This is a genomic window from Ruminococcus albus 7 = DSM 20455, from assembly GCF_000179635.2.
GTDB classification, from domain to species: Bacteria; Bacillota; Clostridia; order Oscillospirales; family Ruminococcaceae; genus Hominimerdicola; species Hominimerdicola alba.
The window spans coordinates 3,272,141-3,287,473 of sequence record NC_014833.1; the positions used below are offsets into that span (position 1 = coordinate 3,272,141).

Consider the following 15,333-nt stretch of genomic DNA (forward strand, 5'->3'; position numbering starts at 1 on the left):
TATTATTATACCAAATTATTGAGAATTTTGCAATAGTTTTTGCAAAATATTTTTGCTAAAATCAGTCTTTAGCTCTGGAAGTCATGATCTTGTCAGCGATAGACTTCGGTACCTGAGTATAGCTGTGGGGTTCCATAGCATACTGACCACGGCCCTGAGTCTTGGATCTCAGGTCGTTGGAATAACCGAACATCTCAGACAGAGGAACAAGAGCGTCAACCTGAACAGCACCTGTTCTCTGCTCCTGACCGAGGATCTGACCACGTCTGGAGTTCAGGTCACCGATAACAGTACCTAGATAATCATCGGGAGCTATTACGGATACCTTCATGATAGGCTCAAGGATTATAGGAGCAGCCTTCTTCATAGCCTCCTTGAATGCCATAGAACCTGCGATCTTGAACGCCATTTCAGAGGAGTCAACTTCGTGGTAAGAACCGTCATACAGTTCAACCTTACAGTCAACAACCTGGAAGCCTGCGAGTACGCCGCTCTCCATAGCGCCCTTGATACCTGCGTCAACAGCAGGGATGTACTCCTTGGGGATAGAACCGCCGACTACCTTGTTTACGAACTCGTAGCCTGCGCCGCTCTCATTGGGGAATACATTGATCTTAACGTGACCGTACTGACCCTTACCACCTGACTGCTTAGCGTACTTGTAGTCAACGTTAGCTTCCTTGGTGATAGTCTCCTTATAGGATACCTGAGGTGCACCAACGTTAGCCTCAACCTTGAACTCTCTCAGCAGTCTGTCAACGATGATCTCCAGATGGAGCTCACCCATACCTGCGATAATGGTCTGACCTGTCTCTTCGGAAGTATAAGTTCTGAAGGTCGGGTCTTCTTCTGCCAGCTTAGCCAGCGCGATACCCATCTTCTCCTGACCTGCCTTGGTCTTAGGCTCGATAGCGAGCTGGATAACAGGCTCAGGGAATTCCATGGATTCCAGTATAACAGGGTTCTTCTCGTCGCAGAGAGTATCACCTGTAGTAGTATTCTTCAGACCGATAGCTGCACCGATATCACCTGCATAGATGGTATCGATATCCTTTCTGTCGTTGGAGTGCATCTGAACGATACGTCCGATTCTCTCGTCCTTATCCTTGGTGGAGTTGTAAACGGTAGAACCTGCTGCCAGTACACCGGAGTATACTCTGAAGTATGCCAGCTTACCAACGAAGGGGTCTGTAGCGATCTTGAATGCCAGTGCTGCGAAAGGCTGATCGTCGCCTGAAATTCTCTCGCACTCCTCACCTGTATCAGGGTTAACACCCTTGATGTGGGGAACGTCGATAGGAGAAGGCATATAGTCAACGATAGCGTCGAGCAGCTTCTGTACGCCCTTGTTCTTGTAGGAAGTACCACAAGTAACAGGAACCATTGTGTTAGCGATGGTGGACTTTCTGATAACAGTCTTCATCTCTTCGATGGTGATCTCCTCATCAGCGAAGAACTTCTCAGCCAGATCGTCATCAACTTCTGCCAGATGCTCGATCAGGTCAGCTCTGTACTGCTCAGCCTTTTCCTGCATATCAGCGGGGATATCCTCACATCTGATATCCTTGCCCAGATCATCATAATAAATGTACGCCTTCATCTCAAGGAGATCGATGATGCCCTTGAAATCTTCCTCAGCGCCGATAGGCAGCTGGATCGGAACAGCGTTGCACTGAAGTCTCTCGTGGAGCATATTCAGTACGTTATAGAAATCAGCACCCATGATATCCATCTTGTTGACGTATACCATACGAGGTACCTTATAGTTGTCAGCCTGTCTCCATACAGTCTCGGTCTGGGGCTCAACGCCGCCCTTTGCACAAAGAACGGTAACTGAACCGTCGAGAACTCTCAGAGATCTTTCAACTTCAACGGTGAAGTCAACGTGGCCGGGAGTATCTATAATGTTGAGTCTGTGACCCTTCCAGTAGCAAGTAGTAGCAGCAGAGGTGATAGTGATACCTCTCTCCTTCTCCTGTGCCATCCAGTCCATTGTAGATGCACCGTCGTGTGTCTCACCGATCTTGTAGTTAACACCGGTATAGAACAGGATACGCTCAGTAGTAGTTGTCTTACCGGCGTCGATGTGTGCCATGATACCGATATTACGGTAATCCTGGAGCTTAGTTTCTCTAGCCATGATATATCCTCCTCTATACTCTTACCATCTGTAATGAGCGAAAGCCTTGTTAGCTTCAGCCATCTTGTGTGTGTCGTCACGCTTCTTGCATGAACCGCCTACACCGTTAAGAGCGTCGAGGATCTCAGCTGCGAGCTTTTCCTTCATGGTATCCTCGTGTCTTTCACGAGAATACTTAGTGATCCATCTCAGACCGAGTGTCTGACGTCTGTCAGGTCTAACCTCCATGGGGACCTGATAGGTAGCACCGCCGACACGGCGAGCCTTTACCTCCAGCTCAGGCATGATATTGTTCATAGCCTCCTCGAAAACCTCGAGAGCAGGACGGCCTGTCTTTTCCTCTACGATCTCGAATGCTCCGTAAACGATCTTCTGGGCAACACCCTTCTTACCGTCGAGCATGATGTTGTTTACCAGACGTGTAACCAGCTTGCTGTTGTATACAGGATCCTGGAGCACGTCTCTCTTAGTAACTCTACCTCTTCTTGGCACTTTAATTCCCTCCTTCACAAATAATGAATTCATAGGTACTCGCTCTGTGACCAAACCTGAAAGTCCGTCACAGCCCCGTCAGTTCCATGCAGAGTTACCAATACAATATATATCAATCACTCCACAAAAACTGTGGTCTCCGCTTTTACGCGGCAATGAGTTATTCCATAAATTTTAAGCGGGATACCTCCCGTAGTTTCCGCAAGCTTTATAAAGCTTACTTAGCAGCGCCTGCCTTAGGCTTCTTAGCGCCGTACTTGGATCTAGCCTGCATTCTCTTAGCAACGCCCTGTGCATCAAGAGTACCGCGGATGATGTGGTATCTTACACCAGGGAGGTCCTTAACTCTTCCGCCTCTGATGAAAACAACAGAGTGCTCCTGAAGGTTATGACCAATGCCGGGGATGTATGCAGTTACCTCGTAGCCGTTGGTCAGCTTTACTCTGGCTACCTTTCTCATTGCGGAGTTAGGCTTCTTAGGAGTAGCTGTTCTGACAACTGTGCATACGCCTCTCTTCTGAGGACAGCTCTGATCGATAACTCTCTTCTTCTTGGCATTGAAGCCCTTCTGGAGAGCAGGAGCTGTAGACTTGTCTGCAAGTACGTTTCTGCCCTTTCTTACTAACTGGTTAAAGGTTGGCATGGTTTCTCTCCTTTCGTCAAATAGTTACACTGACCCTATTGTCAGCGTACTCGACTATTATACATTACTTTTCCCGATATGTCAAGCTATTTCATATAATTTTTACACTTCACACAAAACACCCCGTAATACAAGGTCTGCACTCATATAGAAGTGATAAGCCGCAGTATTTCTTGTGTACAATTTCTGAATGCTGCGGTGCTTTAAATATAGAACGAGCGCAGACGTTTTATCGTCCGCGCTCGTTTTTGTCAGCTGTGACTTCTCTCTTTGTTTCCTTAGCAGTTTCACCCAATTATACACGATATCATCGCTGCGGGTCTATATTGTAGTCAACATTTCTTCGCTCAATACTGATAACTTCCGAACCTGTATTTTTTTGTGTCTCCGCTCCGCCGAACTTCGCTTTGCCCGCCCAAACTATCTCATCACCGTTCTTTTTGCCAAAGCTGAATGTTATTCCGTCGGGTGGCTCTGAGACTGTTTCATCGAACTCCACTCCATACATAAGCAGAAGCTTTCCGCCGCTGTATTCCTCGTCGCGAGCAATATATAGTTTCTTAACGCGGTCATCCTCACATCTAATGACATACTCATCATTACTGTTTATCACAAATGACGATATCTCATGCTTTTTGGAGTCCTCTTTGAACATGATATTTTTTATCTCATCAAAGTCTGCATTTTTTGATGCTGTAAGTTCAAAGGTATACAGGAACAGCGTTCTTTTATTTCCGTTATCGTCGAACTTTCTAACTACAACATCACCGAAGGGTTCAACTGTAAAGTCATAATCACCGTTTTCAGCAGCTGTCATTTGAATGACCGTGTTTTCAATGACATTGATATCTGATCCCTTTAGATTGGTCGGAACAACATCAATTTTAAGTTTGCCCCTGATATTTCCCGTTCTTTCGGTATCGATGACGTTTATCAGCAGATACGCCGTATTTGCTTTGGTGCTGTCCGCCACTGCCCTGACATTCAGTATCTCGATATCGGTATCACACTTTGTTTTGAGGGTGTACTGTCTTCCGCCTATACCGATCGAACATGTCTTTTCTATGCGATCGAAATATGAGCCTGCCCACAGGTATCCGCCGTCGGTCTTTTCAATTTTCATCACATAAAGCTGTGATGTTGCGCCGCCGCGGACGTAGGCTTCATCAAACAATGTCGCCATCATCTCGCCTTTGATCTCTGTATCTCTTTTGTCATATGAGATACTGCACTCGACCTCGGGCTTTACCTGATTGATATTTTTATAGGTGCCTCTCACCAAATACTTGACCGTATCGTCGAATGTATAATCCGAGACCCTTGCAGCAACCTGTGCCGTGCGAAGTATATCTCCAAAAAATCCATCTGTCCATCTGCCCAGATCGGCGTATCCGTTGCAGAAAAGTGTTCCTTTGGGCTGTACTCCCAAATATTTCCTGCCGTTTACTTCCATGGTGAAATTCATATCAAGGCATTCCTCGCCCAGAAGTTCATCGAAGCCCAGCACCACTTTATCGCCGAACTTCGGAAGTTCCTTGCTTCCCGAAAGCGCATCGCCATCCGCCATAAGCTGTGTGCATAACACATGATTTCCAAACTGGTAGGACTCTCGCGCACACGCAAGAAAGATCGTTCCATCATCTTCAGACTTCACGCAGTCCAGCACATTCACAGTTTCTGTATAACCGTACATATCGTTCATCTTAGCCTTGGCATCTTTGATATATTCTGCCCATTTTTCAGGGTTCTCATCATATTCTTCCTCAGGCGGCAATAATGCCCGGCTTTTTGCAGGTGTACTGTCAGATGATGTGTGTTTAATCTGTACATCGCTGTTACTGTAACCATAGAACATCGGTATGACCACCATTCCCACAGCCGCTGCCGCTGTCACCGCAACTATCCCTGCGGACTGCCATTTTTTCAGCTTCGGCTCCATGCCCTCAGCCTCTGCCGCTTTAAGAGCCCTGCGCTGCCAGTCCTCGGGTGTTCTGACATTATCCAAAAATCTCATCTGTTTCATAACGTCCGCTCCCTTCCTGTTCAAGCTGACCTTTCAGCTTTTCTCTGCCGCGTTTCAGCTGTGAGCGCACAGTTGAAGGTCTTGTCTTAGTGACCTCTGCTATCTCATCAGCTGTAAGCTCCTCATAATAATAAAGGTATATCACATCTCTGTACTTCGGCGGAAGTTCCATCACCAGCTGCCATATCTCGCGGTCGGCAGGCTGAACGGGTATGTCACTGACATCTTCCAGACTGAGGGTGTTCCTGCGCAGGCGATAACGCCATAAGCTACTGCACTCGTTCACCGTCACCCTGAGAAGCCATGCTTTCGGGTTTGGTATGACACCCTTTTTCAGTTCCTTGTACAGCTTGAAGAACACCGTCTGATATACGTCCTCCGCATCGGACATATCCCCGGTATGCATCACACAAAGTCTTGTGACCATGTCGCTGTACTCTTTTAACAACTCTTCATAATCGCTTAGGATATCAGCCATGCGCCTCACCTCCCTCTCTGTATAATAAAACGCCGACAGTTCCAAAAATGTTGCACGGGTCTGAAAAAATTTTTTTCATTCAGCTGACGCACCGCATTTTGTCAGCACCAGTATACCAGATACTATTCTTAATGTCAATATAATGATCAGTTCTTCGGGCGTAAAAAACAGCCCTCCGACCTGAGCCGAAGAGCTGCTGATAATTATTTATCATATCCCCGATATCAACCCAAGAACATTTTTCTCCACAAATTCCACTCTGTCAAATATCCTCGGTTTGAACGTCCCTGTCACCCCAACAGATATATTCTTCTCTCTGTTCACGTATATCAGATTTCCACCATCCCCGATTGCAGCGCAAACTTTGCCGCTCTCATCGATAGTATACCATAAATATCCGTAGTACAGTCCCCCGAAAGTTTCAGGCAGTTTCTGCAAAGGCGAGGTCATCTTCTCCACCCACTTTTCCGATACCACCTGCGCACCGCCGTACTTTCCGCCGTTCAACATCATCTGTCCTATCTTAGCCATATCCCTCGCCGAAAGTGTCAGACCCCAGCCCGCAGTTACCGTTCCCTGAGGGTCGCTGTACCACTCGTTTTCCCGAGGGTTCTTATTCATCAGGAAATCGAACTGATCTTCCTTTGAACTGTCACCGTGTACCCTGTGCTCGGGTATCCCCAGCGGCTTGAACAGGTATTCGTTGGCAAAGTCTATGCATCTCATGCCCGAGGCTTTTTCTATCACGCCCGCAAATATCTGTATTCCGAGAGTTGCATACTTGAAATCCCCTGTTATCCCCGATCTTCCCCCAAGAAGATCAAGAGCGGCTACCGTCCAGTCATCCGAAGTACATACCTTTTTCCAAGGTTCGCTCCTGTACTTGTAGGGCGCTGTCATCGTCAGCAGATGTTCAAGCGTCACATCATAGATGGTCTTTTCGCCCCGCTTGACCTTGTATCCTGGAAAATAGTCAAGCACCTTATCTTTCGTTCCGCCGATAAATCCCTTGTCCGCCGCGATACCCGCAAGCACTGCCATCACGCCTTTCGTCACCGACATAACGTTCGCAGTGTCCGCCGTCCCGAAGCCCCGCCAGCTGTCTTCATAGAACGTCGCACCGTCTTTCATCGCATATATCTGGCAGATATTGCTCTCATTTCCCTTGCTTTCTTCAACCATTCTGTGTAACTCTTCTGCTGTCATACCGCTGCCTCCTGTTCATCTCTTCTGACTTTCATCTGTCACCCGAAACACCGTTTTTTTCATGATAGCATAAAGTATACCAAAAACAATTTTTAATGTCAATACATTTTATTAAGATTTTTTTCACACATAAAAAGCAGCTCCCCGACCGAAGCCGAAGAGCTGCTGATTATTATTTCATATTATCAAGCCGGGATCCTATCAGATGAACGATTCAGTGGGAGCAGTATGTGCGCCGCTCTCGTTCTTGACGATCTCAACCTTGTTGTAAACGTCCATACCTGTACCTGCGGGTATGAGCTTACCGATGATAACATTTTCTTTAAGGCCCTGGAGCTTATCCGTCTTGCCTCTGATAGCTGCGTCGGTAAGAGCCTTTGTGGTCTCCTGGAAGGACGCTGCGGAAAGGAAGCTGTCGGAGTAGCTGGAAGCCTTGGTGATACCCTGGAGAACAGGCAGTGTTGTGATGAGTCTTGCGCTCTCGTCGCCTGCATCGATCTGTGCCTGTATCTCTTCGTTGAGCCTGTCAACTTCGTACTTGTCAACCAGTTCGCCGGGAAGTCTGTAGCTTGAACCCGGATCGTCGATCTTGACTTTTCTCATCATCTGACGAACGATAACTTCGATATGCTTATCGTTGATATCAACACCCTGCAGACGGTAAACCTTCTGAACTTCGGTGATGATGTAGTTCTGTACAGCCTTTTCGCCGTTAACAGCCAGTATATCAGCAGGGTTGATCGAACCCTCGGTGAGAGGCTCACCGGGTATAACGGTCTGACCGTCTCTAACCCTGATCTTGTAGCCGTAAGGTATAGGATAAGTCTCGAATGCGGGCTCGATGCGTCCGTCGGGAATGATATCCTCTGTTACGGTGATCTGCTTTGTCTTCTTGATCTCCTCGATACGAACTACGCCGCCGATCTTGGAGATGATAGCTGCGCCCTTGGGCTTTCTGGACTCGAACAGTTCCTCGACACGGGGAAGACCCTGTGTGATATCTTCTGCCGATGCGATACCACCGGTATGGAATGTTCTCATGGTCAGCTGTGTACCGGGCTCACCGATGGACTGTGCGGAGATAACGCCGACAGCTTCACCGACCTGTACTATATTGCCGTTTGCCAGGTTAGCGCCGTAGCACTTAGCGCATACGCCGTTTCTTGCCTTACACTGCAGTACCGATCTGATCTGGATAGAGGTCTTGCCCTCTTCTTCCAGTGCAGCAACGATCTTGGCAGCATCGTGCTCGCTTATCAGCTTATCCTTGGAGCAGATCAGCTCGCCTGTCTTGGGATCCTTGAGGGATTCAACAAGGTATCTGCCCACAAGTCTCTCGCTCAGAGGCTCGATCATTTCGTTGCCGTTCTTGATATCGAATATCTCGATACCAACGGTAGTGCCGCAGTCCTTGTGTCTGATGATAACGTCCTGAGATACGTCAACAAGACGTCTTGTCAGGTAACCCGAGTCAGCGGTACGCAGAGCGGTATCAGCCAGACCCTTACGTGCGCCTCGGGAGGATATGAAGTATTCCAGTATGTTAAGACCTTCACGGTAGTTAGCTCTGATAGGCATCTCGATGGTAGAACCCGATGTATTGGCGATCAGACCACGCATACCTGCGAGCTGTCTTATCTGGTTTATCGAACCACGGGCACCGGAGTCCGCCATCATATGGATAGGATTGTGCTCGGTGTCGTAGCTTGCCTTCAGTGCATCTGTTACCTTATCAGTAGCAGCGTTCCAGATCTCGATGAACTTCTTGGACTTTTCTTCTCTTGAGATATAACCTCTCTTGTACTGCTTGTCTACCTTTTCGACCAGTGCATCGGCTTCTGCGAGGATATCCTTCTTTGAAGCGGGGATATCTGCATCGCATACCGCAACGGTTATGGCAGACTTGGTGGAGTACTTATAGCCCAGTGCCTTGATGTTATCAAGAACTTCGGAAGTAGTTGTAGTACCGTGTCTCTGTATACATCTGTCGATGATATCGCCCAGCTGCTTCTTCTTTACGAGGAAGTTTACTTCCAGGTCGAACTGCTTCTCGGAGCTTGTTCTGTCAACATAGCCCAGATTCTGGGGGATAATGGAGTTGAAGATAAGTCTTCCCACAGTAGCGTCGATGATCTTGGATACTGTCTTGTCACCGATCTGACGTGTGATCCTTACCTTGATAGCTGCGTGGAGAGTAACATCGTGGTTATCATAAGCCATGATAGCCTCGTTGACATCTCTGAACACCTTGCCTTCACCGGGTTCGCCTGTCTTCTGGAGAGTCAGGTAGTATGAACCCAGCAGCATATCCTGAGAAGGAACAGCCACAGGACGTCCATCCGAAGGCTTCAGCAGGTTGTTAGCAGCCAGCATGAGGAATCTTGCCTCAGCCTGTGCCTCAACGGATATAGGCAGATGTACCGCCATCTGGTCGCCGTCGAAGTCGGCGTTGAACGCTGTACAAACCAGAGGGTGCAGCTTGATAGCTCTGCCCTCAACGAGTATGGGCTCGAATGCCTGGATACCCAGTCTGTGCAGTGTAGGCGCACGGTTCAGCATTACAGGGTGACCCTGGATAACGTTCTCCAGAGCGTCCCATACCTCGGGGCGTGCTCTCTCGACTGCTTTTCTTGCGCTCTTTATATTGATCTGAGGATTTGTGTCAACAAGTCTCTTCATAACGAAGGGCTTGAACAGCTCCAGTGCCATCTCCTTAGGCAGACCGCACTGATACATTTTCAGCTCGGGGCCTACGACGATAACGGAACGTCCTGAGTAGTCAACACGCTTACCCAGCAGGTTCTGACGGAAACGTCCCTGCTTACCTTTCAGCATATCCGAAAGGGACTTGAACGCTCTGTTGTTAGGACCTGTAACAGGTCTGCCGTGTCTGCCGTTGTCGATCAGTGCGTCAACAGCTTCCTGGAGCATTCTCTTTTCATTTCTTACGATGATATCGGGAGCTTCCAGTTCCAGCATCCTTTTAAGACGGTTGTTTCTGTTTATAACTCTTCTGTAAAGATCGTTCAGGTCGGAGGTAGCGTATCTGCCGCCGTCCAGCATTACCATAGGTCTGATATCGGGGGGGATAACAGGAACAACGTCCAGTATCATCCATTCGGGTCTGTTGCCCGAAGCCCTGAATGCCTCTACGATCTCCAGTCTTTTCAGCAGCTTGATCTTCTTCTGACCTGCAGGCAGCTCCTTGAGCTCTTCCTTCAGTTCATTTGAAAGCTGATCGAGGTCGATCTCCTCCAGCAGCTGCTTGATAGCCTCAGCACCCATGCCTGCCTTGAAATCGCTCTCGTCATACTTTACCAGCAGATCGTTATACTCCTGCTCAGTAAGCAGCTTGCCCTTTTCAAGCTCGGTGTTGCCGGGGTCTATTACTACATACTTTGTGAAATACAGCACTTCTTCCAGTCTTTTCTGGGAGATCTCCAGCATCTGACCGATGCGGGAGGGTGTGCCCTTGAAGTACCAGATATGTGATACAGGTGCAGCCAGTTCGATGTGACCCATTCTCTCACGTCTTACCTTAGCCCTTGTTACCTCAACGCCGCAGCGTTCGCATATCTTGCCCTTGAAACGGATCTTCTTGTACTTACCGCAGTGACACTCCCAGTCCTTGTGCGGTCCGAATATCCTTTCGCAGAACAGACCATCCTTTTCAGGCTTCTGTGTACGGTAATTTATGGTTTCGGGTCTTGTGACCTCACCGTATGACCATTCTCTGATCTTTTCGGGAGATGCCAGACCGATCTTTATTGATTCAAATACATTAAAATCCAACAGCGATACCCCTTCCTTTAGAAGTTAGAAGCCGGGACTGGAGGCACCCTGTGCCTCTCGTCCTGTTTACCAATGCTAATTATTGTCGTACTAAACGTCTGCTGTTTATTCAAACAGATCGTCCTCATCAACGTCACCGGTGTAGCTGTCGTGGAGATAATCCTCATCTCCGTCGTCGCCGTCGCCGTAGTCGTAATCGTCGCTGCCGCTGCTGCCGTAATCGTCCAGATCACTGCGTTCGAGTTCGGAAGTACCGTCCTCGTCCTCAGCGCCGAAGCCGTCGCCGAAGTCTTCGCTCTCAGCGGACATCTTGGTATTGTCATCAGCGTAGTGTGTAGGAATGAGATCGTCGTCATCATCAAACTTCTGCTTGAGGTCGATCTCTTCGTTATTGATGTTGAGCACCTTGATATCAAGGCACAGGGACTGCAGTTCCTTGATAAGTACCTTGAATGCCTCGGGCACGCCGGGGTTAGGAACGTTCTGACCCTTAACGATAGCCTCGTAGGTCTTTACACGTCCGTTCAGGTCGTCCGACTTAACGGTCAGTATCTCCTGCAGAGTATAAGCTGCGCCGTAAGCTTCCAGAGCCCAAACTTCCATCTCACCGAAACGCTGTCCGCCGAACTGAGCCTTACCGCCGAGAGGCTGCTGTGTTACCAGTGAGTAAGGACCAACGGAACGTGCGTGTATCTTATCGTCAACGAGGTGGTGGAGCTTGAGGTAGTACATATAACCGACAGTAACGCGGTTATCGAACTTCTCACCTGTTCTGCCGTCGTATACGGTGAACTTACCGTCCTCGCTCATGCTCAGTGCATTGGGGTTGATGACCTCATCCATGGGATGTATCTCAAATTCATCATCCTTGTGCTCGAGATAGTTCTGCTGAGCCATCTTGAAGCACTCACGGATATCAGCCTCGTGTGCGCCGTCGAATACAGGGGTCATTATCTTCCAGCCAAGTGCCTTTGCAGCCATACCAAGATGAACTTCAAGAACCTGACCGATATTCATACGTGAAGGCACGCCCAGGGGGTTCAGACAGATATCCAGAGGAGTACCGTCTTCCAGGAAAGGCATATCCTCCTGAGGAAGTATACGTGAAACGACACCCTTGTTACCGTGACGACCCGCCATCTTATCGCCGACAGAGATCTTTCTCTTCTGTGCGATGTAGCATCTTACCAGCATATTTACTCCGGGAGAAAGCTCATCGCAGTTCTCTCTTGTAAATACTCTTACTTCTATAATAGTACCTGCTTCGCCGTGAGGTACCTTCAGGGAGTTATCCCTTACTTCTCTTGCCTTTTCACCGAAGATAGCTCTCAGCAGTCTTTCCTCGGCTGTCAGCTCGGTCTCGCCCTTAGGTGTTACCTTACCGACGAGGATATCGCCCGAGCGTACCTCGGCACCTATTCTGATGATACCGTTCTCGTCCAGATCCTTCAGAGCGTCATCGCCCACGTTGGGGATATCTCTTGTGATCTCCTCGGGTCCGAGCTTGGTATCTCTTGCTTCTGTTTCCAGATCTTCGATATGGATAGAAGTATACTTATCCTGCTTTACAAGGTTCTCGTTCAGCAGAACGGCGTCCTCGTAGTTGTAACCTTCCCAGGTCATGAAGCCGATCAGTGCGTTCTTACCAAGAGAAAGCTCACCGTTGGATGTAGCGGGACCGTCACCGATTATCTGATGAGCCTCGATGCGCTCGCCCTTTTCAACGATAGGTCTCTGGTTTGTGCAGGTACCTGCGTTGGATCTCTTGAACTTTGTCAGCTCGTAGGTGTGCATATTGCCGTCGTCCTCGCGGATAACGATCTTGTCAGCGTCAACGCTCTCAACAACACCTGCCTTGGTGGATACCACTGCAACACCGGAGTCGATACAAGCCTTGTACTCCATACCTGTACCAACGATAGGTGACTCTGTCTTCAGCAGCGGCACAGCCTGCCTCTGCATGTTCGATCCCATCAGCGCACGGTTCGCATCGTCGTTCTCGAGGAACGGGATACAAGCGGTAGCGACTGAAACGACCATCTTAGGAGATACGTCCATGAAGTCGATCTTGCTGTTCTCGATCTCCAGGATCTGATCTCTGTATCTGCCGTTTACCTTGGGTCTTGCGAACTTGTGGTCTTCTGTCAGGGGCTCGTTAGCCTGAGCTACCATGAAGTTGTCCTCGACATCGGCAGTCATGTATACTACCTCGTCGGTAACAACGCCTGTCTCCTTATCAACTCTTCTGTAAGGAGCCTCGATGAAGCCGTACTTGTTTATTCTTGCGAATGATGCCAGATAGGAGATCAGACCGATGTTAGGTCCTTCAGGTGTCTCGATAGGGCACATTCTGCCGTAGTGTGTGTAGTGAACGTCACGAACCTCGAATCCGGCTCTGTCTCTCGACAGACCTCCAGGACCCAGGGCGGAAAGTCTTCTCTTGTGAGTCAGCTCAGCAAGAGGGTTGTTCTGATCCATGAACTGTGACAGAGGAGATGAACCGAAGAACTCTCTGATAGCCGCAGTGATGGGTCTTATATTTATCAGTGCAGTAGGAGTTATTACCTCGCTGTCCTGCGACTGTATATTCATTCTCTCACGGATAACTCTTTCCATTCTGGTGAAGCCGATGCGGAACTGGTTCTGCAGCAGCTCGCCTACGGAACGGATACGTCTGTTGCCCAGGTGGTCGATATCGTCTACCTGACCTACGCCGTCGCAGAGGTTGAGGAAATAGGATACAGTAGCCACGATATCATCAATGATGATATGCTTGGGCACCAGGTCATCAGCCCTGTTCCTGATCTCTTCCTTGATCTCCTCGGGATCGTCGGTGCTTTCCAGTATCTCCTTGAGTACTGCAAAGCTTACCTTCTCGTTGATGCCGCACTCAGCAGGATCGAAGTCAACATAAGCCTGCAGATCAACCATGCCGCTGCCTATGATCTTGACTTCCTTATCCACCATTCTTGTTATGGTCTCGCCTGTGGGAGCAGTTTCGTACTCCTTGACCTCAACGGTAACATAAGCTTCCTTTACACCTGCAGTCTCGATCTCCATAGCCTTATCGTAATCGATGAGGTCGCCTTCCTCAGCCAGTACCTCGCCTGTCATGGGAGCGATTATGGGTCTTGTGATCTTGTGCCCTACAAGTCTGGAGCCTACGCCCAGCTTCTTGTTATACTTGTATCTGCCGAAACGTGACAGATCATATCTCTTTGCATCAAAGAACAGGTTGTTCAGATGTGTCTCCGAGGACTCTACCGTGGGGGGCTCGCCCGGACGGAGCTTCTGGTATACCTGCAGCAGAGCTTCCTCGCGATTAGCGGTCTGATCCTTCTGCATTATGGTCTGGGTCAGTCTTTCGTCAACACCGAAGGTAGCCTCGATCTCCTCATTCGTACCAAAGCCGAGGGCACGGATGAATGTGGTTATCGGTATCTTTCTGTTCTTATCTATACGGACATAAACGACATCGTTCGAGTCCATTTCATACTCGAGCCATGCACCTCTGTTAGGTATAACGGTGGTCTTGAACAGATCCTTACCTGTCTTATCCTTATCAAAGGCATAGTAAACACCGGGAGAACGTACCAGCTGAGATACGATAACACGCTCTGCACCGTTGATAACGAATGTACCGCTGTCGGTCATCTTCGGGAATTCGCCCATGAAGACCTCCGACTCCTTGATCTCTCCTGTTTCGAGATTGTTCAGTCTTGCAGTAACTCTCAGGGGAACAGCGTACGTTGCATCTCTCGCCTTGCACTCTGCGATCGTGTACTTTGAATTTTCATCAAAGCGGTATCCCACGAAAGTCAGCTCCAGATTACCGTTGTAATCCGTGATCGACGAAACATCTCTGAAAACCTCCTTGAGTCCCTCGTCCAGAAACCACTGGTACGAGTTCTTCTGCACCTCGATGAGGTTAGGCATTTCCAGGACTTCGTTGATCTTGGCAAAGCTTTTTCTGGTATTCTTACCAAGTCTTACGTCCTTGACATTAACCATAGACTCGATCACTCCTTAATTTATTTTGAAACCTTTGTGAACGTTTTGCGAACAAGCACTTTTCCGCCCTCTTGACAAAGGTCGGTCAGGTGCCTCACAAGCATGGACTTCAGCCTGTTTTCGCACTTTCAGGGCGTTCACACGGGCGTAAAGTTCCATTATGATACAGTATAAAATTATATCACAGACTCCGTCCCTTGTCAAGCCTTTTCCATTGACTGCACCCCTCATTTACCCATTTTCGCCGCTTTTAACAAAAACCAATGTCATGCGGGGCTGAAAGTTTTACAATGACCATTCATAAGATATTCCGTAAATTTTTTATGAACAAGAGCCATCCCATCAAAGTACGTCAGGCAATACCCACGTACCCAAAAATACAAAGGCATACGGTCGTATAGTTTTCAGCTGTGATTTTTCCCTTTTCCCCCATGATTTTTATGGCGACTCACCGCTCATCACAATTGTCATTATTTTCCATTTTTGTTGTGTTACTGCCTATATCCAAACCTCTGATATTGTGCAAACAACTGTTTTTAAATTTAACT

Annotated in this window: 8 protein-coding genes; all 8 read right to left on the reverse strand. The window is 48.4% G+C overall.

What is annotated here, in order from left to right; translation table 11 throughout:
* Nucleotides 1-61: 61 nt before the first annotated feature.
* Entirely contained in the window at nt 62-2,140 is a 2,079-nt protein-coding gene (fusA, locus tag RUMAL_RS14780; RefSeq protein ID WP_013499487.1) for an elongation factor G, read from the reverse strand.
* 21 nt (nt 2,141-2,161) lie between these two features.
* Nucleotides 2,162-2,632 carry a 30S ribosomal protein S7 gene (rpsG, locus tag RUMAL_RS14785; RefSeq protein ID WP_002853108.1) on the reverse strand — a complete coding sequence of 157 codons (471 nt, stop codon included), beginning with the start codon at nt 2,630-2,632 and terminating at the stop codon, nt 2,162-2,164.
* Between the two features lie 217 nt (nt 2,633-2,849).
* Complete coding sequence (gene rpsL / locus RUMAL_RS14790) at nt 2,850-3,275, reverse strand: 30S ribosomal protein S12 (protein ID WP_013499489.1); 426 nt, start codon at nt 3,273-3,275, stop codon at nt 2,850-2,852.
* Between the two features lie 307 nt (nt 3,276-3,582).
* A complete protein-coding gene (locus tag RUMAL_RS14795) occupies nt 3,583-5,298 on the reverse strand; it encodes a hypothetical protein (protein ID WP_013499490.1) in 1,716 nt (571 codons plus the stop codon).
* The gene (locus RUMAL_RS14800) at nt 5,273-5,776 is read right to left on the reverse strand and encodes an RNA polymerase sigma factor (protein ID WP_013499491.1); all 504 of its coding nucleotides are present in this window, start codon (nt 5,774-5,776) and stop codon (nt 5,273-5,275) included. The genes RUMAL_RS14795 and RUMAL_RS14800 overlap by 26 nt, the downstream gene beginning before the upstream one ends.
* Before the next feature lie 210 nt (nt 5,777-5,986).
* The gene (locus tag RUMAL_RS14805) at nt 5,987-6,982 is read right to left on the reverse strand and encodes a serine hydrolase domain-containing protein (protein ID WP_013499492.1); all 996 of its coding nucleotides are present in this window, start codon (nt 6,980-6,982) and stop codon (nt 5,987-5,989) included.
* Nucleotides 6,983-7,183: 201 nt separating this feature from the next.
* Nucleotides 7,184-10,774 (reverse strand): DNA-directed RNA polymerase subunit beta', encoded by a 3,591-nt coding sequence (rpoC, locus tag RUMAL_RS14810; RefSeq protein ID WP_013499493.1) that lies wholly within the window; start codon nt 10,772-10,774, stop codon nt 7,184-7,186.
* Nucleotides 10,775-10,879: 105 nt separating this feature from the next.
* Nucleotides 10,880-14,785, reverse strand: coding sequence for a DNA-directed RNA polymerase subunit beta (gene rpoB / locus RUMAL_RS14815; RefSeq protein WP_013499494.1), 3,906 nt, complete (start codon nt 14,783-14,785; stop codon nt 10,880-10,882).
* Nucleotides 14,786-15,333: the final 548 nt, after the last annotated feature.

Bases quoted from the DNA above. Each gene is read 5' to 3' on its own strand.
- fusA (WP_013499487.1), bottom strand. From the start codon at position 2,140: ATGGCTAGAGAAACTAAGCTCCAGGATTACCGTAATATCGGTATCATG.
- rpsL (WP_013499489.1), bottom strand. From the start codon at position 3,275: ATGCCAACCTTTAACCAGTTAGTAAGAAAGGGCAGAAACGTACTTGCA.
- RUMAL_RS14795 (WP_013499490.1), bottom strand. From the start codon at position 5,298: ATGAAACAGATGAGATTTTTGGATAATGTCAGAACACCCGAGGACTGG.
- RUMAL_RS14800 (WP_013499491.1), bottom strand. From the start codon at position 5,776: ATGGCTGATATCCTAAGCGATTATGAAGAGTTGTTAAAAGAGTACAGC.
- RUMAL_RS14805 (WP_013499492.1), bottom strand. From the start codon at position 6,982: ATGACAGCAGAAGAGTTACACAGAATGGTTGAAGAAAGCAAGGGAAAT.
- rpoB (WP_013499494.1), bottom strand. From the start codon at position 14,785: ATGGTTAATGTCAAGGACGTAAGACTTGGTAAGAATACCAGAAAAAGC.